The following is a 23,731-nucleotide window of genomic DNA, read 5'->3' as shown; positions in this document are numbered from 1 at the left end:
GTCGGGGAGTGTCCCGGCACGGGGCCTACGGGCCGGCGGGGCGATCAGCGGCCGAGGAAGCGGCGGAGGGAGCCGGCGGCCACCGCGAGTTCCGGCGCGCGGAACACCGCCAGCAGCGCCACGTAGACGACGAGGGCGACCGTGCCGACGAGCGCCGTGCCGAGCGCGCCCATGAGACGGTCGGCAGCCATCCAGCCGTCCACGCCGCCCGACCACACGTACACGCCCCACCCGGCGAGGGCGGCCGGCACCGCGGCGAGGGCGAAGCGTGCCAGCGCCCACAGCGAGCGGCCGAGCTCGTACGAGCCGATGCGGCGGCGCAGCAGCCAGGCGGCGAGCACCACCTGCAGGGTGCTCGCGACCGCCTGGCCGAGCGCGACGCCCGCGGTGAGCTGCTCCCGCGGCAGGAACGCGCCGGCCAGCAGTGCGGAGGCGACGACGAGCACCCCCTGGAACAGGGTGAACAGGAACGGCGTGCGGGTGTCGCCGTACGCGTAGAAGGTGCGCTGCACGACGAACAGGACCGCGAGGGGGACGAGGCACACGAGGAACGCCAGCAGCACCGGCGCCGCGGCGGCCGCGTCCGTCGCCGCGTTGGTGAACACGCGGGTGGCGGGCACGGCGGCCGCCACGAGCGCTGCCGTCGCGATGACGACGAAGAGGCCAAGCGTGCGGATCGCGCGCCCGACATCCGAGCGCACCTCGTCGTCGCGGCCGGCGTGCGCGTGCGTCGACAGCTGGGTGAAGTAGGGCGTGCCGATCGCCATGACGATGACCGAGTACGGGAGCATGAACACCAGCCAGGCGTTCTGCATCACGGCCACGCCCGCATCGCCCGAGGCGCCGGAGACGACGCGCGACTGGATGAAGCCGGCGAGCTGCCCGACGAGCATCATGAGGAAGGTCCAGCCCGCGAGGCGGCCGATGTCGCCCAGGCCCACGCCGCGCCACCGGAAATCCGGCCGCAGGTGCAGGCCCGTGCCGCGCCAGAACGCGAACAGCACGAGCGCCTGGGCGACGATGCCGAGCGTGGCGGTGCCGGCCAGCAGGGCGATCATGCCGGGGGTCCAGGCGTCCACCGCGGTCAGGTCGCCGCCGGTGAGCGCGATGATGACGGCGAACCCCGCAACCGACACCACGTTGTTGACGACGGGCGCCCACGCGAACGGGCCGAAGACGCCCTTGGCGTTGAGCGTCTCGCCCACGAGCGCGTAGAGGCCGTAGAAGAGCACCTGCGGCAGGCACCAGTAGGCGAACGCCACCGCCAGCGCCTGCTGCTCGGGAGTGAACTCCGGCACGTACAGCCACACGATCACGGGGGCGGCGACCATCGCGATCGCCGTCGCCGCCAGCAGCACCACCGTGCCGAGGGTGAACAGCTTCGAGATGAACTCGCGCCCGCCGTCGGATCGCGTCGAGACCCTCACGATCTGCGGAACAATCACGGCGGTGAGGATGCCCGTCGAGATGACGGTGTAGATGTTGTTGGGCAGCTGGTTCGCCGTCGCGAACGCGTCGGCGGCCGGCGAGGCGAACGATCCGATCGCCGCCACGAGCACCACGGTGCGGATCAGGCCCGTCACGCGTGAGACGAGCGTGCCGGCAGCGATCAGGGCACTCGAGCGCCCGAGGCTAGCCACGCGGATCCTCCGTCCTGGGCGCCTCGGGGCGCTCCGAAGCTGCCGCCTCCTCCCCGGCCCGGCGACGCCGGCGGCGGACGGTGCGGATCGTGCCGAGCACCGCGAGTCCGACCACGAGCACGGCGAGGACGACGACGGCGGCCCGCTCCCAGTCCGCGCGCACGGTGACGTCGATGGACTGCGGGGCGCCGACGGCGACCCCCGTCGGGCTCTGCAGCGACAGCGCGATGCGCACCTGGCCGTTGCCGATGCCGGCCTCGACCGGGATGCGCACGCGGGTGTTCTGCGATGGTGCGGCCTCGACCTGGGCCACGGGCTGGACGGCCACGCGCGGATTGTCGGGCTGGGCGTGCAGCGTGACCGTGACGGGGTACGGCAGGTCGTTGCGCACCCACACGGGAAGCGGTGCCTCCGCGCTGAGCAGCTGCACGTCGCTGGGCGGAACGATGCTCACGGCGTCGCCCAGCGCCGTGAGCGACTGCTGCTCCGCCGCGACGGCGCCCTCCCACGCGTCGAGGTGCGTGCTCCATGCCACGCCGTGCAACTGCAGGGCCTCGGCGCGCGCCTGCGCGGTGAGGAGGGTGGGATCGCTCAGCATGCTGCCGAGCTCGTTCAGCCGATTCTCTCTCCCGTGCAGCTCGTTCACCGCCGCCGCGCGGGCCTCGTCCGGTCCGGCGCCGCCGATCTCCACCGCGGCGGGCTCGTCGCCGAGCAGCGCCGAGAGCGGGCGCGTGGCGAACGATGTCGCCGCCTCCACGGCGTCGGCCACGGCATCGGCCGGTCGGGGTGACGGGTCGCGGTCCAGGGAGTCGTCGCGCGCATCAACGCCGCCCGGTCGCTCCAGCGCGACGAGCACCTCTCCCCCGGCGTCGCCGGCTGCGAGCCAGATCGACGCCCGGGCGGCCGCCAGCGTCGCGTCGCGGGTCGCCTCGTCGTCGAGCGCAGCTGCGGCCGACAGCAGCGTGGAGGCGTGCTGGTCGTACACGAGCGCTCCCTCCGCCCGGGGCGCGACCGTCGCACCGGACTCTCCCTCGCGCGTGACGGTGGAGGGGACGAGCGAGGCGCCGCCGTCGGCGCTCAACGCGGCGACCGTCGCGGCGTCGACCGCGCCGGGGTCGGGCCAGTGCACGTCGGCGGGGGTGCCGCCGATGGCCAGCAGCTCGTCGAGGGGCAGCGATGCGGGGTCGGTCGTCGCCCTGGGGGTGGGAGTGGCGCTCGGCGTGGGGGTGGGCCGAGGGGCTCGGCTGCGCCTGCCCCGCACCCGGCAGGTAGGGCGCCAGCGAGATGGGCGTCAGCGGTTCGTCGAGGCCCGCGGCGATCTGGACGGACGGATCGGCGTCCCCGAACTCCAGCGCGAAGCGCTCATTCGGCAGGGCCTCGAGCCGTTCCAGCCATGCGATCGCCGAGCCGGGCGCCGAGGATCCCAGCGCGCGAATGGCGGCCGGGATGGCCGGATCCACGGCGAGAGCGACCTGCGTGCCGGCGGCGGCCTCCAGCTGCGCCGCGAGCGAGCCGCCCGCCACGGTGAGCGCGGCGAGCTGCTCACCGGTCAGCAGGCCGCGGTCGCCTGCCGGTGCCGTGAGCGGGACGACGACCGTCACCGACGGGCGGGCGTCGCCCTCGACCAGGACGAGCGCCGTGTCCTCGAGCCGCTCGCCGCCGCCCGTGAGCACGGCGCTGAGGGGGTAGACCCCGGCGGCGCGGGCGCCCGTGCGCGCCTCCTCCTGCAGGGTGAGGGTCTGCGTGGCGCCCGGTGCCGTGGTCTCCGCCGCGGCGGTGTCGAGGTCCACGAGGCGGGGGCTGGAGGACCCGTCCAGCCAGGCGTCCAGCTCCGTGCGGTCCGCGAGCGGCCGCTCGCCGATGCGCAGGGTAACGGTGCCGGCCGGGACGGCGGCCAGGCCCAGCGGGCTTTCGATGCCGATCGCCGCCGCGATCTCGTCCTCCCCGCCGTATGCGTCCGCCGACGGCGTGAGCGTGAGGCGCGGGCCCTGCTCCTCGTCGTCGCCCGGTTCCGCCCCCTGCGTCGGGCTCGGCGTCGGCGTGGGCGTCGGTGTGGCAGTGTCCGCGGCGGCGGGCAGGGCACCCCCGACGGCCAGGAGCACGGCGAGCACCGCGGGGAGGGGGGCGAGGAATCGCCGCCTGCGCGCGGTCGTGCTGGAGGGGCGACGGGGTGCGGACATGCCGCAACCATCCTACGAACGCGCCTGTGCGTTCCCCGGAGGCCGTGCCGGTCCGCTTCGGCCGCGCTCCGCTTGAATGGAGGCATGACACCGCATGCCGACGCCGCACTGTGCCGCGCGCTCGCCGCCGATCTGGCCGCCGCGAGGTTCCGCACGGAGGCGCTGCGCGCGGCCTGGGGCGTCGAGGCGGACGACGCGACGGGACGCGGCCTGAGGCAGCCGGCGTTGCGCGGGCTCGGCGACCGCCGCGACGCGCTGGCGGTACTGGCGCGGCTGCTCGTGTTCGGCGTGGCGCAGCCGCGCGACGATGTCGACCGTGCGCTGCCGACCCTGCGCGCCGACGGCCTGGAGGATTTGGGCCTGGCCGAGCGCGACGGCGATCTCGTCGCGCCGCGCGCGATCATCCGTCCCCAGTCCTTCCACGACGACCGCGGCCCCGGCGAGTGGTGGATCGCGAGCGACCTCGATGAGCTGGCACGAGGCGGCGGCGCCCTGGCCGAGGATCACGTCCTCGGAGTGGGAGGGGCCTCGCTCACGCTCGCGGGCCTGCAGCTGCCCACGCCGGCGGGTCGGGTGCTCGACCTCGGCACGGGCTGCGGTATCCAGGCCCTGCGCGCCGGGCGGTACGCCGACCACATCGTCGCCACCGACATCTCCGAGCGCGCCCTCGCCTTCACACGGCTGAACGCCCTGCTCAACGGCGCCGACGGCGTCGAGGCGAGGGCGGGCAGCCTCTTCGAGCCTGTCGACGGGGAGCGATTCGATCGCATCGTGTCCAATCCGCCGTTCGTCATCACCCCGCGCGTTGCCGGCGTTCCCGCCTACGAATACCGTGACGGCGGCCTCGTCGGCGACGCGCTCGTGGAGGCCGTGATCACCGGCGCCGGCCGTCACCTGCGCCCCGGCGGCGTGGCGCAGCTGCTGGCCAACTGGGAGACGCGCGACGGCGTGGCCGGTCTCGACCGGGTGCGCACGTGGGTGGCGGCCTCGCCCGTGGCGCTGGACGCCTGGATCGTCGAGCGCGAGGAGCTCGACCCCATCCGCTACGCCGAGATGTGGATCCGCGACGGTGGGACGGCGCCGGGTTCACCCGGGTTCGACGCGCTGCTGGCGGCCTGGCTCGACGACTTCGCCGCCCGCGGAGTGACGGCGATCGGCTTCGGCTACGTCCTGCTGCGCCGGGCCGAGGGCGCCCCCACCCTCGCGCGGTACGAGCGGGTGACGCACCCCATCCCCTCCGAGGGAGCGCTCGGCTCGCACCTCGCGGCGGCGCTCGCGCAGCACGACCGTGCCGCCGCGCTGGACGATGCGGCGCTCGCCGCGGCACGATTCCGCACGGCGCCGGACGTCACGGAGGCGCGTCACCACCGGCCAGGCGAGGAGGCGCCGAGCGTGATCGAGCTGCGCCAGGGTGGCGGCTTCGGCCGCTCGGTGCAGGCCGACCCCGCGCTCGCGGGCCTACTGGGCGCGTGCGACGGCGAACTGCCGGCCGGCGCCCTCATCGACGCCATCGCGCAGCTGCTCGAGGCCGACGCCGCGGCGCTGCGGGCCGCGCTGCTGCCGACGATCCGCGAGCTGCTGCTCGACGGCTTCCTGACCTTCGCCGACTGAGTCACCGGCGCGCGGCAATGTTCCCGCCGCGCGGCAACGACAATCCCTTGCCGCGCGGCGGGAACGTTGCCCCGCGTCGCCGGGCCGGGATGCAGGGCGTCAGGCGAGGGCGGAGAGGCGAGCGATCTCGTCGCGCAGCACGTCGAGGGCCCACTCGACGGGCGCGTCGGCCGGCTGGGCCAGCAGCTGCAGGGCGAGCCCATCGGTGAGGGCGGCCAGGCGCAGCGCCTCGGCCTCGGCGCGCGGCGGCGCGAGCTCCGGGGCGAGCGAATCGACGACGTGGCGCGCCAGCACGCGCACCTGGTGGACGGACTGATCCCGGATGGCGGTGAGCGCGGGCACCGCGGGCGCCTCGGCGATCAGCGCGAGCTGCACCTCCAGCTCCGTGCGGCTGTCGGGCTGCGTCGGCAGCAGGTGCCGGAGCAGGGCGAGCGCGTCGACGGACGCATCCCCGGAGGGAGCGGTGGCGCGCACGCGTTCCGTCGCGCGACGCACCATGAGCTCGGCCGAGAAGCGCAGCAGTTCGGCCCGCGTAGGGAAGACGTGGCGAAGCGACCCGACGGCCACCCCCGCCTCGGCCGCGACGGTGCGGACCGAGACGGCGCCCACGCCGCTGCGGCGGATGGTGCTCCACACCGCCTCCGCGAGCTGCTCGCGGCGCTGGTCGAGATCGATCCTCCGAGGCACGCGTTCAAAGTAGCACGACTGTGCTACTTTCTTTCTGGCACACCCGTACTACGAAGGAGAGGGATCGTGATCCTCGGCATTATCGTCGCGTGCGAGATCGGCTTCTGGGTGCTCATCGCGCTCGGGCTGGGGGCGCGGTACATCCTGCGCAAGCCCCGACTGGGCGCGACCCTGCTCGTCCTCACCCCCGTGGTGGATCTGATCCTGCTGCTCGCGGCCGGCGCCGACCTGCGCGGCGGGGGCGACGCCTCGCTCCCCCACGCGCTCGCCGCGGCCTACCTCGGCTTCTCTCTCGCATACGGGCATCGCATGATCCGCTGGGCCGACGTGCGCTTCGCCCACCGGTTCGCCGGCGGGCCGGCGCCGCGCAAGCTGTACGGGGGCGCCTACACGCGAGCGTGCTGGGGCGACGTCGTGCGCACGGGCCTGGCCGCGGCCATCGCGGCCGGCGTGCTGTGGCTGCTCACGCGCGTTGCGGCCGATGGCGCGGACGTGAGCGCGCTGACGGGCCTGTACCCGATCCTCGGCGTCATCCTCGCCGTCGAGACCCTCTGGGCCGTGAGTTACACGTTCTGGCCGAAGAAGGCGCCGGTGGGCGTCACGGGCGCAGCAGGGACTTGATCGCCCGGCGCTCGTCCATCGCGGCGTACGCCTCGGCGGCGTCGGTGAGAGCGAACGTCGCATCGAAGACGGCGCCCGGGTTCAGCGATCCGTCCAACACCTCGGGCAGCAGCTCGTCGACATAGTCGCGCACCGGCGCCACGCCACCGCGCACGCCCACGTTGGTGGAGAACATCGTGCGCATCGGCAGCTCCGGTCCCCCGTTGGGCACGCCCACGAAGCCCACCTGCCCGCCGGGTCGCGCGGACCGCAGCGCCTGATCCATCGACTCCTTCGTCCCCACGCACTCCAGCACGCAGTCGGGGCCGATGCCGCCGAACATGTCCTTCAGCACCGCGATGCCCTCGTCGCCGCGCTCGGGCACGATGTCGGTCGCGCCGAACGTGGTCGCCAGTCGCTGACGTGCCTCGTGTCGCGACATGGCGACGATCCGCTCGGCCCCCAAGCGCTTCGCGGCCAGCACGCCGGAGAGCCCCACGGCACCGTCGCCGACGACGGCCACGGTGGAGCCCTCGCGCACCCCCGCCGAGACGGCGGCGTGGTGGCCCGTGAGGAAGACGTCCGACAGGGTCAGCAGGCTCGGGATCAGCGACTCGTCCGGCAGCCCGCCCTCCACGACCTTGAGGGTGCCGTCCGCGTGAGGCACGCGCACGAGCTCGCCCTGGCAGCCGTCCACCTCGCCGCCCCAGTGATCCCGCCCGCCCCACGCGCCGCCCTCGAGGCACGACGTCGTGAAGCCGTTGCGGCAGTTCGCGCACTCGCCGCAGCAGTCATAGAACGGGGCGATGACGAAGTCGCCGGGCCGGACGCGGCTCACGTCGGCGCCCACGCTCTCGACGACCGCGATCATCTCGTGCCCGATTCGCTTGGGCGTGTGGGGTTGGTCACGCCGCGGTAGGCCACAGGTCCGAGCGCACACGCACGCCGCGACGACGCGCACGATCGCGTCGCGGCCCACGCCACCGCCCGTCGTGGCCAGGTGCGGATCGGGCACCTCCTCCACGCGGATGTCGCGGGGCCCGTACAGGATCGTCGCCAGCATGTTCCGAGCGTATCGCCGTCGCGGCGCGGCGCCGGGCAGGGCGGGCCGGGGGCGTCGTCGATCGGGGGTCCCGTCTTCCCCCGATACGCTGGAACGCATGCTCAACATGGCCGCCGGACTCGCGCGCCTCGGCGACCTCGCGGCCTCGCCCGTCGTGGCCGAGCTCGGCAAGGCGTTCGCCGCGGCGGGACATGACCTCGCGATCGTGGGCGGCCCCGTGCGCGACGCGCTCCTCGGCCGCGCGACGCACGACCTGGACTTCACGACCGACGCGCGGCCCGACGAGATTCTGCGCATCGTCACCCCGATCAGCACGGCGCAGTGGGACATCGGCCGGGAGTTCGGCACGATCGGCGCGCGGGTGCGCGGTGAGCAGGTGGAGATCACCACGTATCGCGCCGACAGCTACGACGGCACCACGCGCAAGCCCACCGTGGAGTTCGGCGACACGCTCGAGGCCGACCTCACCCGCCGCGACTTCACCGTCAACGCCATGGCGTTGCGCGTGCCGGCCGTGCAGCTGGTCGACCCGACCGGCGGCGTGGAGGACCTCCTCGCGGGCCTGCTGCGCACCCCCATCGATCCCGCCGTCAGCTTCGGCGACGACCCGCTGCGCATGCTCCGGGCGGCACGGTTCGCCTCGCAGCTGGGATTCGAGATCGACGACGCGACGCGGGCGGCGATCGAACAACTGCGCGGGACGCTGGAGATCGTCAGCCCGGAGCGGATCCAGGGCGAGCTGACGCGCCTGCTCGGCACGGACGATCCGGTGCGCGGCATCCGGGTGCTCGTGGACACCGGGCTCATCGAGGAGTTCCTGCCGGAGGTCTCGGCGCTGCGGCTCGAGGTGGATGAGCACCACCACCACAAGGACGTCTACGAGCACTCGCTCACCGTGCTGACCCAGGCGATCGAGCACGAGAAGGCCCGCCGGCCGGGGACGGATGCGGACATCCCGCTGCGCCTGGCCGCGCTGCTGCACGACATCGGCAAGCCGCGCACGCGCAAGCTCGAGAAGGGCGGCGCTGTCACGTTCCATCACCACGACGTGGTGGGTGCGCGCATGGCCCGCAAGCGCCTGCAGGCGCTGCGCTTCGACGGCGACACGACGGCGTCGGTGGCGAAGCTCATCGAGCTCCACCTGCGTTTCTTCGGGTACTCGGAGGGGGCGTGGACCGACTCCGCCGTGCGCCGCTACGTGCGCGACGCCGGCGACGAGCTCGAGCGGCTGCACATCCTGACCAGGGCCGATGTGACCACGCGCAACCGGCGCAAGGCCACCCGCCTGGCCACGGCGTACGACGACATCGAGCAGCGGATCGCCGCGTTGCGCGAGCAGGAGGAGCTCGACGCGATCCGGCCGGAGCTCGACGGCAATCGCATCCAGGAGATCCTGGGCATCTCGCCGGGCCCGCAGGTGGGGAAGGCCTACCGGTTCCTGCTGGACCTGCGCCTCGACGAGGGCGTGCTGGGCGCGGAGGAGGCCGAGCGCCGCCTGCGCGCGTGGTGGGCCGAACAGGCCTGAGCCGTCCGGCCCACCGTCGCGCGCGGGCGCCGCGTCACTCCCCCACGCTGGCGAGGATGCCCGCGATGAGCAGGATCCGGTCGTCGACATCGCCCTCGAGCACGTGCTCGTTCCGGGCGTGCGGGCCGGCGCCGCTCGCGCCGAGCCCATCGAGGACCGGGATCCCCCGCGCGGCGAGGAAGTTGCCGTCGCTGCCACCGCCCACGGAGCGGCGGCCGAGGGGCGCGCGCACCGCGGCGGCGATGGCGCTGGCCCGCTCGAACAGCGGGCGCTGGGTCTCGTCGTGCCGCATGGGCGGGCGTCCCCACGATCCGAGCAGCTCCACCCCGACACGGGGATCGCTGGCCCGGAGCGCCCGCAACGCGGTGTCGACGCGCTCCATCTCGCTCACCTGGGTCGCGCGGGTGTCGATCTTGGCCGTGGCGCTGCCGGCGACGACGTTCCGGCCGGTGCCGCCGGTGACGACCCCGACGTTGACGGACGTGCCCTCGTCGAGCGCATTGAGGTCGGCGACCTGACCGATGAGCTCCGCGATGGCGTGCACCGCGCTCGCCCCGCCCTCGGGGTCGTTGCCCGCGTGCGATTCGATCCCGGTGGTGCGCAGCTCGAACACGCCGACGGCCTTGCGCTCCGTCTTCAGGTCCCAGCCGACGCCCGGCTCCAGCACGAGCGCCGCGAGGGCGCCCTCCCCCGCCGCCTCGATGATGGGCCGGGAGGCAGGGCTGCCCAGCTCCTCGTCGCCGTTGCACACGAGCGTGAGGGCGGGCAGCGCGAGACCGTGCTCGCGGGCGTGACGGATGGCGTGCACACCCGCGATGAGGCCCGCCTTCATGTCCAGCACACCCGGGCCGCGAATCACGCCGTCCGTCACCGAGAACGGGATGTCCTCGATGGTGCCGAGCGGCCACACGGTGTCGTAATGCGCCAGCAGCACGACCCGCCCCGGGCGCTGGCCGGGGTAGTCGAAGACGAGGGTGGGGCCGTGGTCGCCGAAGTCGTGCCGCGTGTGGCTCTCGGACTGGCCGAGCATGGCGACGACCCACTGCTGCAGCCAGTCGGCCGCCCGGCCCACCGCGTGCGGCGAGCTGCTGGGCGTCTCGAGCTCGACGAGGGCACGCAGGTCGTCCAGGTAGCGGGCGTGGTCGCGCCGGACCGCGTCGCGCAGGGCGGGCAGTGCCTCGGTGAAGCCGGTCATCGCGCGCTCACCCCCGGGCCGAGCGGGATGCCGAGCAGGTACCAGCCGAGGAAGAGCAGCAGCCACACCACGAGGTTGACCACCGCGATCGGCAGCACGAGCGACATGAGGGTGCCGATGCCGGCGCTCGGGCGGTGACGGCGGATGAAGCCGAGCGCCATCACGAAGTAGGGGCTCATCGGCGTGAGGCTGTTGGTCGGCGCGTCCGCGACGCGGAACATCGCCTGCGTCGTCTCGGGGGCGATGTCGAGCAGCATCAGCATCGGGACCAGCACCGGAGCGACGAAGGAGTACATCGCCGATCCGCTCGTCAGCATGAGGTTCAGGCAGCTGATGAGGAGGACGGCGACGATGAACAGCACAACGGGCGGGGCGCCGATCGCGTCGAGCCCGGCGGCGCCGTGGATCGCGATGACCTGCCCGATGTTCGTCCACTTGAAGTAGGCCAGGAACTGCGAGGCCGCGAAGAAGAGCACGAGCACGGGGACGAGCTCGCGCACGCCGGTCGCCATGAGCTCCGGGATGTCGCCGGGACGGGTGATGGATCCGCGCGCGACACCGTAGGCAATGCCCACGGTGGCGAAGAACAGCATCATGATCACGGCCATGTTGTCCATGAGGGGCGACTCGAGGATCGACCCGTCCTCGCCGCGCAGCGGCGACCCGGCGGGCAGCACGGCGAGCACGAGCGCGGCGACGAACACGAGCAGCGCGATACCGGCGGCGCGCAGGCCCCGGCGCTCCTGGGCGCTGAGACCCATGTCGTCGAGGGGGGCGCCGTCGATCGAGGGCTCCTGGGCCTCGAGGATCGCGACGCGGCGGGCGACGATCGTCTCGACGACGACGGTGATGCTCACGGCGAGGACGAGCGAGGACGCGGCCGAGAAGTAGTAGTTCGACAGCGGGTTGACGACGTAGTCAGGGTCGATCGTCTGGGCCGCGGCCGTCGAGAGGCCGGCGAACACCGCGTCGCTGCCGCTCGGCAGCAACCCGATGCTGCTGGCACCCCCGACCGACACGTAGGCCACGACGGCGCCGATGATCGGGCTGCGGCCCACGGCCCGGTACGCGATCATCGCGAGCGGGATCATCACGGCGAACGCGGCGTCCGAGGCGATCTGCGCCATCATCGCCGTGAGCGCGATCGTGAAGGTCACGTAGCGCGGCGAGACGCGGGCGAGCATGCCGCGCATGAGGGCGGGGAGCAGGCCGGCCGCGTCGGCGATCGAGACGCCGAGCGCGACGACGAGGATGAGGCCGAGCGGGGCGAAGTTGACGTAGTTCGCGATCATCTCGCCCAGCGCCACGTCGAGGCCGGCGGGGCTGAACAGGCTCTGCACCGTGATCGTCTCGCCCGTCGTCGGGTTGACGGCACTCGCGCCGACGGACGCCAGGATGGCGCTGGCCGCGGCGACGATGGCCGCCAGCCCGACGAAGATCCAGAACGGGTGGGGCAGCTTGTTGCCGATTCGGTCGACCGTCTCGAGCGCGCGCAACAGGCGCCCGGGACGCGCGACGGCGCCGGCGGTGGAGGTGTCTTTGGACATGGGGGACGCAATCGTCGAAATGGGCGGATGGTGAACCGAGAGTGCAACAGATGTGCACTCATAGACAAATGCATGCATGTTTCGCCGCGGTTACACTCGGCTCGTGACCCCCCTCGATCGCGGCGACATCGCCCTCGTCGCCGCGTTGCAGCGGGCGCCGCGCGCGAGCCTGACGGCGCTCGCCGACGTTCTCGGCGCCTCGGCGAGCACCATCAGCCGCCGCTACGCGCGCCTGGTCTCCGAGCGGCTGCTGCACGTCAGCGTCTCCGTGCCCTGGTCGCTGACGTCGCCGCGGCATCCCTCCGTCGTGTGGCTGCGGTGCCGGCCCGGCACGAGCACGCGCGTGGCCGAGGCCGTCGCGGCGCTGCCCGGCGTGCAGTCGGTGTTCCAGGTGGCGGGCGTCGCCGACCTGCACGTCACGATGCATCCCGGAGCCGGCGGCCTGCCGTCGGTGCTGCTCGAGGACATCCCCGCCATCGACGGCGTCGCCAGCACGTCGACATGCCTGGTGCTGGGCACGGCGAGCCGCGCGGGCGACTGGAGCGTGACGGGTGTGCTCGACGCCGAGCAGGATGCCGCGCTGCGCCGGCTCGGCGCCGTGGGCGAGGAGCGCTCCGGCCCGATCCGTCCCGCCGAGCGCGAGCTCATCCGGCTGCTCGTCGCCGACGGTCGCCTCGGCGTGAACGACGCGGCGCATCGGCTGGGCGTGACGCGCGCGACCGCGAGCCGCATGATCGCCGCCGTCGTCGACTCCGGGTGCGTGCGCCCACGCGTGGACATCGAGCCCGCCCTGCTGGGGTACCCGCTCGGACTGTTCGCCTCGATCCGCAGCCACCCCGCCGAGGTCGAGGCCACCCTGGCGCGGCTCTCGCGCCACCCCAGCGTGCGATTCACCGCGCTCACGACGGGCCACGCCTCCCTCCTCGTGCAGGCGGTCGCCCGGGACGAGAGCGACGCGCGGGCATTCCTGACCACCGAGCTCGGGTCCTACGAGGGCATCCAGTCCGTGTCGGTCTCCACGCTGCTGCGCACGGTGCGGCGCAACTGGCGCACCGTGGACCGCGAGGGGCGACTGGGCCCGTGCGAGCTCGTCATCTGATCTGTTCGGGGCCCCGCGTCGGGCCCGCGGGCGGTGCGGGCGCCGGGCGGTGTTCCGGGTAACCCCCGAAACCGGCAGGGCGCCACGAAAACCGGCCCCTGCCCGGGTAACTTCGTGGGGTGGACCATACGTCGAACGAGCAGCCGCTGAAGATCCTCCTCGGATGCGACACGTTCTCGCCCGACATCAACGGCGCCGCCCGCTTTGCGGAGCGGCTGGCCGCGGGTCTCGTCGAGCGCGGGCACGAGGTGCATGTCTCCGCCCCGAACACGCGGTATCGGCGCGCCGAGCCGCGGCCCGAGACCATTGAGGGGCGCGAGCTTGTGATGCACCGCCTGCCCTCGGTGCGCTGGCCAGGGCACGAATGGCTCCGGTTCGTCTGGCCGTGGCGCTCCAAGCACTACGCGCGCGTCGTGCTCGACCGGGTGCGGCCCGACGTCGTGCACATCCAGTCGCACATCGTGATCGGCAGGGGCTTGGCGCGCGAGGCCCGCAAGCGCGGCATCCCGGTGATCGCCACGAACCACGTCATGCCCGAGAACATCGTGGACTCGACGCTGCTGCCCGATGCGCTGAACAAGGTGCTCGTGAAGTGGGCGTGGTCGGACGCGAAGCGCACGTTCGACCTCACGGCCGCCGTCACGACCCCCACGCGCAAGGCGGCCGACTACCTGGAGTCGACGATCGACATCGCCGGCGTGATTCCCATCAGTTGCGGCATCGACCAGTCGAAGTACACGGCCGACCTGTCGCCCCGCACCGAGAACCGCGTCGTCTTCGTCGGTCGCATCACGACCGAGAAGCACGTCGACGTGCTGCTGCGGGCGGTGGCGAAGCTCGATCCGGCCCTCGATGTGAAGCTCGACCTCGTCGGCGACGGGGATCAGCGGCCCGCGTTGGAGAAGCTCGCCCTCGAGCTCGGCATCCGCGAGCGCGTCACCTTCTTCGGCCACACGACCGATGAGGAGCTGCGCGCCGCGCTCACGCGCGCCAGCGTGTTCGCGATCGCCTCCATCGCCGAGCTGCAATCCATCGCCACGATGGAGGCGATGGCGTCGGGCCTTCCCGTCGTCGCGGCCGACGCGGTGGCGCTGCCGCACCTCGTGCACGAGGGCGAGAACGGCTACCTCTTCCCCCCGGAGGACGTGGACGCGCTCGCCGCTCGCCTCACCGACGTGCTCACGGCCTCCCCCGAGGAACGTCGCCGCATGCAGGAGGCGTCGCTGGCGATGGTGCAGGCGCACGACATCAACCGCACGCTCGACACCTTCGAGGCGCTGTACCGCGGCGAACCCCTGCCGGAGTAAGTCGCCGTGCACATCGTGATGTTCGCCGACCAGCACGTCGAGACGCTGGGCGGCGCTCAGGTCTCGACGCGGCTGCAGCGGCGCTACCTCGAGCGCGCGGGGCACACGGTGTCGATCGTCGCCCCGCGCCGGCATGGCCCCCGCGCCTCGGTGAACGCCGCCGATCCGGCGTACCGCGACCTGCCGTCGATCCCCGTCACCCTTGACCTCGAGTACTCGTTCACGTGGCCGGGGGCGCGCTCGGATGCGGCGGTGGAGAGGGTGCTGGCGTCGCGCCCGCATGCCGACATCGTGCACGTGCAGGCGGACTTCTGGAGCGCCTTCCTCGGGTACCGCTACGCGCGCCGCCACGGCCTGCCGGTGGTGCACACGATGCACAACAGGGTCGACGTCGGCTTGCGCGCCACCACGCCGTGCCCGGGGCTGCTGCTCCGGGCGTTGAACGTGTGGCGACGGCGTGCGATGCCGGGATCCGGCCCCGGCTCGGACGGCTGGGACTACCTGCGCGGGCTCGCCCGCACCGCCGCCGCCGTCACGGCGCCGTCGCACCACTTCGCGCGTCGCCTCGAGCGGCACGGCGTCGCCGAGCGCGTCGACGCGATCTGGAACGGCATGGACGACGAGCTGCTCGAGCGGATGCGGGCGGAGGATGCCGAGGCGCGCGACGGCGACGTGCCCCACTTCGTCTGGATCGGCCGGATGAGCCCGGAGAAACGCCTGCTGCCGTTCCTCCGGGCCGTCGCGCGCGCCGCCGTGCCGATGCGCGTCGAGGTGATCGGCGACGGGGCCCAGCGCCGCGCCGCGCGGCGGCTCGTGCGCCGCTACGGGCTCGAAGAGACCGTTCGTTTCCTGGGCGGCCTGCCCTACGAGCAGACGCTCGCACGGGTGCGCGCCGCCGATGCGCTCGTGCAGACGTCCCTCGGGTTCGAGACGCAGGGCATGACCCCCTTCGAGGCGGCGGCGCTCGGCACCCCCTCCGTCATGAGCGACCCCGACATCGCCGCCGAGGTGGGTTCGGGGGTCTGGCACGTCGGCGACCCGTCTCGCGCCGACCCGTCCGTCGACGCGCTCGCCGAGGCCCTGCGGCGCGCCGCGGCCGACATCCGCGCCGGCGCGGCCCCGGTGCCCGACCCGGCCGTCGGTGCGCGCTTCCGCCAGTCGGCGAGCACGGCCGCGATGATCGAGGTGTACGAGCGCGTGCGCTCGCGCTGAGCGCGGCCTCCGCTCCTCCCCTGCCACGGAGCGCCCGGATCCTGCCGTTCTGCCGCGGCGGCGGATCGTCGGCGCGCGCGGCGGCGTACGGTGTGGCGCATGACCGCTGCCGCCGACATCGCCGCCCACTACCGCGCCAAGCTCGCCTTCGAGACCGATCCCGCCGACGTGCGGGCCGCGCAGAAGGCGGGCCGGCGCTTCGCCCTCGTCGACACGCGGTCGGCCGAGGCCTGGGCACAGGGCCGCGCGAGGGGCGCGATCCATCTGCCCCCCCGCGAGATCCCCGCCCGCGCGACGGCCGAGATCCCCGCCGGCACACCGGTCGTCGTGTACTGCTGGAGCCCCGGCTGCAACGGCGGTGACAAGGCGGCGCTCGCCTTCGCCGAGCTCGGGTACGAGGTGAAGCTCATGATCGGGGGCTTCGAGTACTGGGCGCGCGAGGGGTACCCCGTGGTGACGGACGAGGGCGAGACGCGCCATCCCGTCGATCCGCTGACCGGCGTGCGGCGCTGATCGCGTCTCAGGGGCGCACGGACGGATCGACGCGCCCCCAGTCGTCGGTGCCGAACACCCGCTGACCGTACCCGTCGTTGGGCAGCAGCCAAAGGGTGAGCGTGACGCCCGCCACGGCCGCGGCGGTGAGCAGAATGCCGAGCAGAAGATCCATGTCCGAAAAGCTACGGTTGCGTGAAATCGGACACGAGTGGCAGACTCGACGCACATCGCAGGAATCCGGCCACGCGAACCGTCACCGGCCGCAGGATTCCTGCCATCGGAGGAAGGGGCGGCCGTGATCAGGACCGTCGCGTGCATCGTGATGGAGGGCGCGGCGCCCTTCGAGTTCGGTGTGGTCTGCGAGGCGTTCGGCCTCGACCGCTCGGAGCAGGGCGTGCCCACCTTCGACTTCCGCCCCGTCACGCCCGACCCCGGTCGGGTGGCGACCACCATGGGTTTCTCGCTTCTCATCGACAACGACCTGTCCTTCGCCGACGAGGCCGATGTCGTGGTCGTCACCGCCACGCCGCGGGCGTCGTGGGACGAGATCGACCCCCGCGTCATCGACGTCGTGCGTCGGGCCGCCGATCGCGGCGCCTGGGTGATGAGCGTGTGCAGCGGCGCGTTCGCGCTTGCCGCCGCCGGCGTGCTCGACGGCCGGCGCGCGACGACGCACTGGATGTACACGGACGAGCTGACGCGCCGCTACCCCCGCGTCGCGGTGGACCCCGACGTGCTCTACGTGCAGGACGGCCGGATCATCACGAGCGCGGGCACGGCGGCGGGCATCGACGCGTGCCTGCACCTGCTGCGGCAGGAGATCGGCGCCGAGCTGACCAACGTCGTCGCGCGCCGCATGGTCGTCGCGCCGCAGCGGGACGGTGGCCAGGCGCAGTTCATCCTGCACCCGCTGCCCGAGGCGCATGGCATGTCGCTCGCGCGCACGCTCGACTGGGCGCTCGAGAATCTGCGCCGCGACCTCACGGTCGACGATCTCGCCGCACACGCTCACATGTCGCCGCGCACCTTCGCGCGCCGCTTCAAGGCCGATCATGGCACCACGCCCGCCGCCTGGCTCGCGCGCCAGCGCGTGCTGCACGCGCAGCGGTTGCTGGAGCGCACCGACTGGGGCCTCGACCGCATTGCGGCCGAGTGCGGATTCGGCTCGGCCGCCGTGCTGCGCCAGAACTTCGGGCGCACCCTCGGCACCACCCCCACCGCCTACCGCGCCCGCTTCTGCTGCACCCCGGAGGCGGCGGCGGCAGCGGGACGAGCCGCCGCGGAGGAGGGTGAGCGCGTACGCGAGGCCGTCCCGGCCTGAGTTGCGAGGGTGTTCCTCCGCCCGCCACATTGCTAAACTTGAGTGGGCGCGACTCAAGTTAGCGCGTTGGTGCAGAACGATGGAGGTGGGCGGATGTCGGCGGATCAGCCGCAGCAGGAGGAGCAGACCGCTCTGGCGCAGTTCGGGATCAACCTCACCGAGCGCGCGCGGGCGGGCAAGCTCGACCCGGTGATCGGCCGCGACGCCGAGATCCGTCGCGTCAGCCAGGTGCTCACGCGACGCACGAAGAACAATCCCGTGCTCATCGGCGAGCCGGGCGTCGGCAAGACCGCCGTCGTCGAGGGCCTGGCGCAGCGCATCGTCGCGGGGGACGTCGCCGAAAGCCTCAAGGGGCGCGAGCTCATCGCCCTCGACATCTCGGCGCTCGTGGCCGGCGCGATGTACCGCGGCCAGTTCGAGGAGCGCCTCAAGAACGTGCTCAAGGAGATCACCGAGTCCGAGGGCCGCGTGATCACGTTCATCGACGAGCTGCACGTGCTGATGGGCGCGGGGGGCGGCGAGGGTTCGGTCGCGGCCGCCAACATGCTCAAGCCGATGCTCGCCCGCGGCGAGCTGCGCATGATCGGCGCCACGACCCTCAACGAGTACCGCGAGTTCATCGAGAAGGACGCGGCGCTCGAGCGACGCTTCCAGCAGGTGTATGTCGGTGAGCCCAGCGTCGAGGACACCATCGCGATCCTGCGCGGTCTGAAGGAGCGCTACGAGGCGCACCACAAGGTCGCGATCTCGGACGGCGCGCTCGTGTCGGCGGCCTCGCTCAGTCATCGCTACCTGCCCAGCCGCCAGCTGCCCGACAAGGCGATCGACCTCATCGACGAGGCGGCGAGCCGGCTGCGCATGGAGATCGACTCCGCTCCCCTCGAGATCGACGAGCTGCGCCGGCACGTCGACCGGCTCAAGCTCGAGGAGCTGGCGCTGAAGAAGGAGAAGGATCCGGCATCGCAGGAGCGCCTGGCAGCGCTGCGCGAGACCCTCGCCGAGAACGAGGCGCGGCTGGCCGAGCTGCAGGCACGATGGGAGGCCGAGCGCGCCTCGCTGAACAAGGTCGGTGACCTCAAGACGCGACTGGACGCGGCGAGGGGCGAAGCCGAGCGCGCCCAGCGCGAGGGCGACCTCGAGCGCGCCTCACGGCTGCTGTACGCCGAGATTCCCGCGCTGGAGCGCGAGCTGGCCGAGGCCGAGCGCGTCGAGCAGTCCGACGAGCGCATGGTGGGCGACCAGGTCACCGAAGAGGACATCGCGGCCGTCATCGCCGCGTGGACGGGCATCCCGGTGGGGCGCCTGATGCGCGGTGAGACCGAGAAGCTGCTGCACCTCGAGGCGGAGCTGGGTCGGCGCCTCATCGGGCAGAAGGAGGCCGTGCGCGCGGTCGCGGACGCCGTGCGCCGATCGCGCGCCGGCATCAGCGACCCGAACCGCCCGACGGGATCGTTCCTCTTCCTCGGCCCCACGGGCGTCGGCAAGACCGAGCTCGCGAAGGCGCTCGCCGCGTTCCTCTTCGACGACGAGCAGGCGATGGTGCGCATCGACATGTCGGAGTACGGCGAAAAGCACTCCGTCTCGCGCCTCGTCGGTGCCCCTCCGGGCTACGTCGGCTACGACCAGGGCGGCCAGCTGACCGAGGCGGTGCGGCGCCGGCCCTACAGCGTCGTGCTGCTCGACGAGGTGGAGAAGGCGCACCCCGAGGTGTTCGACGTGCTGCTGCAGGTGATGGATGACGGGCGCCTCACCGACGGGCAGGGTCGCACGGTCGACTTCAAGAACGTCATCCTGATCCTGACCTCGAACCTCGGCTCGCCGATCCTCGTCGATGCGACGATCGCGCCCGAGTCGAAGCGGGACCAGGTGATGCAGCTCGTGCACGCGGCGTTCAAGCCCGAGTTCATCAACCGCCTCGACGACATCGTGCTGTTCCACGCGCTGGGCCAGGACCACCTTGCGCAGATCGTCGAGCTGCAGGTGGACCTGCTGCAGCGCCGCCTCTCCGATCGTCGCCTCACGCTGGCCGTCACGCCCGATGCGCGCGCCTGGCTCGCCGAGCGCGGTTACGACCCCGTGTTCGGTGCTCGTCCGCTGCGTCGCCTCATCCAGACGCAGATCCAGGACCGGCTGGCCCGCGCCATTCTCTCGGGTGGCGTGCACGACGGCGACGCCGTGCGCGTGGACGTCGCCGCCACGGGCGAGGAGCTCGCCCTCACGAGCCAGGGCCCGAACGACGGCTGAGCGCCCGCGCCCGTCGTCCCGCCTGCGGGACGGGCTGCCGCCGCTCTCCCCTGCTGTGCCCGACCCGGGCGCGCACGCGCGTTTGCCCTCGCGGGGCCGAGCCGGGATAGTCGAGGGAGGACAAGCAGGGGGGTCGGCATGAGCGACGACGTATCGGGGCGGAGCCCGCAGGGCCAGGGCGGCACGCCGCCGTGGCCGCCGCAGCAATCGGCGGAAGCGCAGGGGTACGGACATCAGGGCGCGTGGCCCGCGCAGCCGGTGCAGCAGGGCCAGCCGCAGTCCTCCGGGCAGGCGTCGTCGGGGCAGCCGGGATACGGCGCGGCGCAGCCGTACGGGCAGCCCGGCTTCGGCCCGCCGCAGCAACCGGGCCACGCGGCCCCGTCGCCTGACGTCGGCGCGCGGCCCGGTGCGTATGGCGCGTCGCCCGGTGGATACCCCACGAAGGCGCCCGGCTACGGCGCACCGGCGGGTGGGTACGTGGCGCAGCCCGGAGGTTACGGTGCGCAGCCGCCCGGGCACGGCGCTCCGGGAGGAGGGCGACCGCCGAGGAGGCGCGTTCCCGCCTGGGCGTGGTGGCTGATCGGCGCCGGTGCGCTGGTCGTCGTCGGGGCCACCGTCGCCGTCGTGCTCGTGATCACCCTCGTACTGCCGCACACGGCGGCGCAGCCCTCGGGGGGCGGGCAGCCGCAGGCGGGTGAGGGCGAGGGTTACGCCCTCTCCGACGCCCTGCCGGACGACGCCCAGCCGTTCTGGGCCGAGCCGGCGCTCGGGTCGGACTGGACGCCGGCCGACGACCCGGAGGACGACACCTTCTGGGTGAACGACAGCACCGGCTGCTACCTCGACATCGACGTGTACGACCTGCTGGCCGCCGACGAGGTGCAGGGCATGGACGACGAGGGCGCGACCGCGACCGGCGTCGATGCGTACTTCCAGGACTACGCCGGTGGCGCCGAGAGCGGCAGCTACGAGGCCGGTGCCACGGTCGCCCTCCGCTCCGCGACGCACGGCCCCATCGAGTTCGGCACCTACGACGTCGAGGTGGTCGACGGCGACACCCACATCATGGAGCGTTGGTACGTCCGCAGCTTCGTCGCGCAGCAGATGAGCACCGTCGGTTTCTACTGGTGCGACGCCGGGGCGTACTCCGGCGACACCGCCGACGAGATGCTCGGCAGCATGCCGCTGCACTGACGAGAACACAAGGGCGCCCCGGGATCCAGATCCCGGGGCGCCCTTCGTGCGCGGCGTCAGCTCTTGAGCGCCTCCGTGAGCTTGACCCGCCCACCCATGCGCAGCAGCGAGTTCTCGTAGATGCGCGCGCCGAGCAGCACGATCGCGACGCACGTGGCCGCCATGATGCCGAGCGACAGGATGGGCTCCCACCACAGTGCCTCGTCGAAGTACAGGCGGATGGGCATCGCCACGGCCGCCGAGAACGGCACGTACGACATGATCGTCATGATCAGCGGATTCTCGCCGAGGAAGACGGCGAGGTAGAACGGGATCATCACGAGGAACATGAGCGGCGTGACCGTGGGGCTGATGTCCTCCTGGCGCGAGACCATCGCGCCCGCGGCGGCGAACATCGCCGACAGGATGGGGAAGCCGAACAGGAAGAACACGGCGAACCACGCCATGGGCGCACCGAAATCGCTCAGCACGTCGGACTGGCCGGTGACGGCGAGAGAGATCGTCGCGGCGGCGATGATGAGCAGGATCTGACCCATCGACAGCACGAGGTTGCCCAGCACCTTTCCCGCGAGCAGCACCCGCGAGGGGACGGTGGAGATGAGGATCTCGATGACCCGGGTCTGCTTTTCCTCGACGACGGCCGTGGAGATGGGCATCGCGAAGCTCAGCGCGGCGCCCATGAACACCATGCCGAAGATCAGGCCCAGCATGTAGCGCAGGAAGAACGGCACACCGGACTCCTCCAGCAGCGTCACCTCGGGCGCCACCGACAGGAGCGAGACGACCTCCGAGGGCGCCTCGGTGAGCGCGACGATCTCCGCGCCCGTCGGCGAATCGGCGCTCGGCAGCACGAGGGCGTCCACCTCGCCGTCGCGCACGAGCTGCTCGCCCTCCTCCCTGTCGGCGACCTCGGTGACCTCCAGCGCGTCGGTGTCGGGCAGGGTCGCCGCGACATCGGGCGTGGCGGCCACCGGGGTGCCGCCCGACGTGGCGTTGACGATGCCCATCACGACGATGCCTCCCACGACGATGAGGAGCAGGAGAAGCGTCGAGATGATGAACGACTTGCTGCGCAAACGGCCCGTGATGTCCCGCTCGGCGACGAGCCAGGTGGACTGCAGGGGCGAGAGGCGCTGGGGCGCGGTGCTCACTGGATGACCTCCTTGAAGATCTGTGCGAGAGAGGGGCGCTGCGGCGTGAAGCTCGCCACGTCGCCGCGGGCGACCGCCTGCTGCAGCACGCGCTGGGCGGCCGCCTGGTCAGCGGCCTCGAACAGCGCGTAACCGCCGTCGAAGTCGAGCACCTCGATGCCCGGTGCGTCTCTGATCCACCCGGCGTCGCCGGAGGACACCAGCTCGTAGCGGCGCGTGGCGTGCTGATCCCGGAGCACCTCGCGCGCTCCCGCGGCGCGCACCGAGCCGGCGGCGATGATGACGAGGTCGTCGCACAGGCGCTCGACGACGTCGAGCTGGTGCGACGAGAAGAGCACCGAGGCGCCGCCGGCGGCGCGCTCCTGCAGCACGCCGGCCACCACGTCGACGGCGAGGGGATCGAGACCCGAGAAGGGCTCGTCGAGGATCAGCACCTCGGGGTCGTGCACGAGCGCGGCGGCGATCTGCGCGCGCTGCTGGTTTCCGAGCGAGAGAGCCTCGACGTTGTCGTTGAGCCGCTCCTCGAGGCCGAGGCGCTCGAGGATGTCCTGAGCGCGCCGCGCGGACTCCGCGTGACCGAAGCCGTGCAGCCGCGCGAGGTAGGTGATCTGCTCCAGCACCTTCATCTTCGGGTAGAGACCGCGCTCCTCCGGCATGTACCCGAAGCGGCGGCGATCGTCGGCCGTGACCTCCGTGCCGTCCAGAGTGACCGATCCGCCGTCGCGCGCCAGCAGCCCGAGCACGATCCGCATCGTCGTCGTCTTGCCGGCGCCGTTTCCTCCCACGAAGCCGGTGAGGCGGCCTGCGGAGACGTCGAACGTCACCCCGTCCAGCGCCCTGCGCTCCCCGTAACTCTTGGTGATCCCCTGCAATCGCAGCATGGTCATCCCTTCTCGATGATGGTTCCAGGCTAGGAATCACGGCGGGTTCGCCACATCCGCCGCGAGGCGGATTGCGCCCCCTCCCCCGCGGGGCGGAGGACGCGGGCGCGCGCTTCACGAGAGGCGGGGAATAGATCCGGCCGACAGGAACTTGCACGTGAATGGATCGGCCGCCCGGCCGGATGCCTCTTCCGCAGTACAGGAGCAATCATCGTGACCAAGATCGGCTACATCGTCGGCAGCATCAGCAGCACCTCGATCAATCGCACGCTCGCCGAGGCCGTTGTGAAGCTCGCGCCCGAGGGCGTCGAGTTCGTGGAGATCCCGATCAAGGACCTGCCCTTCTACTCGCCCGATTACGACGCCGACTTCCCCCAGGAGGGCAAGGACTTCAAGGCCGCGATCGAGGCCGTCGACGGCGTGCTCATCGTCACCCCCGAGTACAACCGCTCGATCCCCGGCGTGCTGAAGAACGCGATCGAGTGGTCGGCCCGGCCCTACGGCCAGATGTCGCTCAGCCGCAAGCCCGTCGCTGTGCTCGGCGGTTCGCAGGGCGGCATCGCGACCGCCGCGGCGCAGCAGCACCTGAAGGCCGTGCTGTCGCACGTCGACGCCATCGTGATGGGCCAGCCGGAGGGCTTCATCCAGCTCACCCCCGGCCTCATCGACGAGAACCGCGAGATCACCAACGAGGGCACCAAGGCTTTCCTGCAGAGCTATCTCGACACCTTCCTCGGCCTCGTGGCGCGGGTGGAGAAGGCCAACTCCTGACGCGGCGC

20 protein-coding genes are annotated in these 23,731 nt (G+C 72.6%); 11 read left to right on the top strand and 9 right to left on the bottom strand.

Features of this window, described 5'->3' with window-relative positions; genetic code table 11:
* Window positions 1-44 precede the first annotated feature (44 nt).
* On the bottom strand, window positions 45-1,640 hold the full coding sequence (gene murJ, locus N8N77_RS09440) for a murein biosynthesis integral membrane protein MurJ (protein ID WP_261166506.1): 1,596 nt from the start codon (window positions 1,638-1,640) through the stop codon (window positions 45-47).
* Window positions 1,633-2,769: a DUF6049 family protein gene (locus N8N77_RS09435; RefSeq protein ID WP_261166862.1), complete on the bottom strand. Its 1,137-nt coding sequence runs from the start codon at window positions 2,767-2,769 to the stop codon at window positions 1,633-1,635. The genes murJ and N8N77_RS09435 overlap by 8 nt, the downstream gene beginning before the upstream one ends.
* A 1,135-nt stretch (window positions 2,770-3,904) precedes the next feature.
* Here N8N77_RS09435 and N8N77_RS09430 point away from each other — a divergent pair.
* A complete protein-coding gene (locus N8N77_RS09430; protein ID WP_261166505.1) occupies window positions 3,905-5,431 on the top strand; it encodes a class I SAM-dependent methyltransferase in 1,527 nt (508 codons plus the stop codon).
* A 99-nt stretch (window positions 5,432-5,530) separates the two neighbouring features.
* Here N8N77_RS09430 and N8N77_RS09425 read toward each other — a convergent pair whose 3' ends face one another.
* Window positions 5,531-6,118, bottom strand: a complete 588-nt coding sequence (locus tag N8N77_RS09425; RefSeq protein WP_261166503.1) for a TetR/AcrR family transcriptional regulator — start codon at window positions 6,116-6,118, stop codon at window positions 5,531-5,533.
* A gap of 66 nt (window positions 6,119-6,184) precedes the next feature.
* Here N8N77_RS09425 and N8N77_RS09420 point away from each other — a divergent pair, with 66 nt between their 5' ends.
* On the top strand, window positions 6,185-6,739 hold the full coding sequence (locus N8N77_RS09420; protein ID WP_261166501.1) for a hypothetical protein: 555 nt from the start codon (window positions 6,185-6,187) through the stop codon (window positions 6,737-6,739).
* Here N8N77_RS09420 and N8N77_RS09415 read toward each other — a convergent pair.
* The gene (locus N8N77_RS09415; RefSeq protein WP_261166500.1) at window positions 6,717-7,781 is read right to left on the bottom strand and encodes a zinc-dependent alcohol dehydrogenase family protein; all 1,065 of its coding nucleotides are present in this window, start codon (window positions 7,779-7,781) and stop codon (window positions 6,717-6,719) included. The genes N8N77_RS09420 and N8N77_RS09415 overlap by 23 nt on opposite strands.
* A gap of 97 nt (window positions 7,782-7,878) precedes the next feature.
* Between N8N77_RS09415 and N8N77_RS09410 the strand changes: the two genes are divergently transcribed.
* Window positions 7,879-9,306, top strand: a complete 1,428-nt coding sequence (locus tag N8N77_RS09410) for a CCA tRNA nucleotidyltransferase (RefSeq protein ID WP_261166498.1) — start codon at window positions 7,879-7,881, stop codon at window positions 9,304-9,306.
* A gap of 34 nt (window positions 9,307-9,340) precedes the next feature.
* Here the strand turns inward: N8N77_RS09410 and N8N77_RS09405 are convergent, their stop codons facing one another.
* Window positions 9,341-10,501: a M20/M25/M40 family metallo-hydrolase gene (locus tag N8N77_RS09405; protein WP_261166496.1), complete on the bottom strand. Its 1,161-nt coding sequence runs from the start codon at window positions 10,499-10,501 to the stop codon at window positions 9,341-9,343.
* Window positions 10,498-12,048 (bottom strand): AbgT family transporter, encoded by a 1,551-nt coding sequence (locus tag N8N77_RS09400; RefSeq protein ID WP_261166495.1) that lies wholly within the window; start codon window positions 12,046-12,048, stop codon window positions 10,498-10,500. Before N8N77_RS09400 ends, N8N77_RS09405 begins: the two co-directional genes overlap by 4 nt.
* A gap of 103 nt (window positions 12,049-12,151) precedes the next feature.
* Between N8N77_RS09400 and N8N77_RS09395 the strand changes: the two genes are divergently transcribed.
* From N8N77_RS09395 to N8N77_RS09380, 4 genes are all read left to right on the top strand, one after another.
* Window positions 12,152-13,147 carry an Lrp/AsnC family transcriptional regulator gene (locus tag N8N77_RS09395; protein ID WP_261166494.1) on the top strand — a complete coding sequence of 332 codons (996 nt, stop codon included), beginning with the start codon at window positions 12,152-12,154 and terminating at the stop codon, window positions 13,145-13,147.
* Window positions 13,148-13,266: 119 nt separating this feature from the next.
* Entirely contained in the window at window positions 13,267-14,454 is a 1,188-nt protein-coding gene (locus N8N77_RS09390) for a glycosyltransferase (RefSeq protein WP_261166492.1), read from the top strand.
* A 6-nt stretch (window positions 14,455-14,460) separates the two neighbouring features.
* A complete protein-coding gene (locus N8N77_RS09385; RefSeq protein WP_261166490.1) occupies window positions 14,461-15,666 on the top strand; it encodes a glycosyltransferase in 1,206 nt (401 codons plus the stop codon).
* 99 nt (window positions 15,667-15,765) lie between these two features.
* Window positions 15,766-16,179, top strand: a complete 414-nt coding sequence (locus N8N77_RS09380) for a rhodanese-like domain-containing protein (RefSeq protein ID WP_261166488.1) — start codon at window positions 15,766-15,768, stop codon at window positions 16,177-16,179.
* 7 nt (window positions 16,180-16,186) lie between these two features.
* Here the strand turns inward: N8N77_RS09380 and N8N77_RS09375 are convergent, their stop codons facing one another.
* Window positions 16,187-16,333 (bottom strand): hypothetical protein, encoded by a 147-nt coding sequence (locus tag N8N77_RS09375; protein WP_261166485.1) that lies wholly within the window; start codon window positions 16,331-16,333, stop codon window positions 16,187-16,189.
* A 126-nt stretch (window positions 16,334-16,459) separates the two neighbouring features.
* Between N8N77_RS09375 and N8N77_RS09370 the strand changes: the two genes are divergently transcribed.
* The 3 genes from N8N77_RS09370 (at window position 16,460) to N8N77_RS09360 (ending at window position 20,920) form a co-directional block, all read left to right on the top strand.
* Window positions 16,460-17,482, top strand: coding sequence for a GlxA family transcriptional regulator (locus N8N77_RS09370; protein WP_261166861.1), 1,023 nt, complete (start codon window positions 16,460-16,462; stop codon window positions 17,480-17,482).
* A gap of 93 nt (window positions 17,483-17,575) precedes the next feature.
* Window positions 17,576-19,726: an ATP-dependent Clp protease ATP-binding subunit gene (locus N8N77_RS09365; protein ID WP_261166484.1), complete on the top strand. Its 2,151-nt coding sequence runs from the start codon at window positions 17,576-17,578 to the stop codon at window positions 19,724-19,726.
* Between the two features lie 138 nt (window positions 19,727-19,864).
* Window positions 19,865-20,920 (top strand): hypothetical protein, encoded by a 1,056-nt coding sequence (locus tag N8N77_RS09360; RefSeq protein WP_261166483.1) that lies wholly within the window; start codon window positions 19,865-19,867, stop codon window positions 20,918-20,920.
* 56 nt (window positions 20,921-20,976) lie between these two features.
* Here N8N77_RS09360 and N8N77_RS09355 read toward each other — a convergent pair whose 3' ends face one another.
* Both N8N77_RS09355 and N8N77_RS09350 read right to left on the bottom strand, forming a co-directional pair.
* Entirely contained in the window at window positions 20,977-22,071 is a 1,095-nt protein-coding gene (locus N8N77_RS09355) for an ABC transporter permease (protein ID WP_261166481.1), read from the bottom strand.
* Window positions 22,068-22,952, bottom strand: coding sequence for an ABC transporter ATP-binding protein (locus N8N77_RS09350; protein WP_261166860.1), 885 nt, complete (start codon window positions 22,950-22,952; stop codon window positions 22,068-22,070). Before N8N77_RS09350 ends, N8N77_RS09355 begins: the two co-directional genes overlap by 4 nt.
* A gap of 213 nt (window positions 22,953-23,165) precedes the next feature.
* Here N8N77_RS09350 and N8N77_RS09345 point away from each other — a divergent pair, with 213 nt between their 5' ends.
* Window positions 23,166-23,723, top strand: a complete 558-nt coding sequence (locus N8N77_RS09345) for an NADPH-dependent FMN reductase (RefSeq protein WP_396652820.1) — start codon at window positions 23,166-23,168, stop codon at window positions 23,721-23,723.
* The last annotated feature ends 8 nt before the right edge of the window (window positions 23,724-23,731 follow it).

This window comes from Microbacterium sp. Marseille-Q6965 (assembly GCF_946151065.1).
Taxonomy (GTDB): Bacteria; Actinomycetota; Actinomycetes; order Actinomycetales; family Microbacteriaceae; genus Microbacterium.
This window is presented reverse-complemented; position numbering and strand designations above follow the sequence as displayed.

Excerpts from the sequence above, each read along its gene's own strand:
- N8N77_RS09430 (WP_261166505.1), top strand. The coding sequence starts at position 3,905 with ATGACACCGCATGCCGACGCCGCACTGTGCCGCGCGCTCGCCGCCGAT.
- N8N77_RS09415 (WP_261166500.1), bottom strand. The coding sequence starts at position 7,781 with ATGCTGGCGACGATCCTGTACGGGCCCCGCGACATCCGCGTGGAGGAG.
- N8N77_RS09410 (WP_261166498.1), top strand. The coding sequence starts at position 7,879 with ATGCTCAACATGGCCGCCGGACTCGCGCGCCTCGGCGACCTCGCGGCC.
- N8N77_RS09405 (WP_261166496.1), bottom strand. The coding sequence starts at position 10,501 with ATGACCGGCTTCACCGAGGCACTGCCCGCCCTGCGCGACGCGGTCCGG.
- N8N77_RS09400 (WP_261166495.1), bottom strand. The coding sequence starts at position 12,048 with ATGTCCAAAGACACCTCCACCGCCGGCGCCGTCGCGCGTCCCGGGCGC.
- N8N77_RS09380 (WP_261166488.1), top strand. The coding sequence starts at position 15,766 with ATGACCGCTGCCGCCGACATCGCCGCCCACTACCGCGCCAAGCTCGCC.
- N8N77_RS09375 (WP_261166485.1), bottom strand. The coding sequence starts at position 16,333 with ATGGATCTTCTGCTCGGCATTCTGCTCACCGCCGCGGCCGTGGCGGGC.
- N8N77_RS09365 (WP_261166484.1), top strand. The coding sequence starts at position 17,576 with ATGTCGGCGGATCAGCCGCAGCAGGAGGAGCAGACCGCTCTGGCGCAG.
- N8N77_RS09360 (WP_261166483.1), top strand. The coding sequence starts at position 19,865 with ATGAGCGACGACGTATCGGGGCGGAGCCCGCAGGGCCAGGGCGGCACG.
- N8N77_RS09350 (WP_261166860.1), bottom strand. The coding sequence starts at position 22,952 with ATGCTGCGATTGCAGGGGATCACCAAGAGTTACGGGGAGCGCAGGGCG.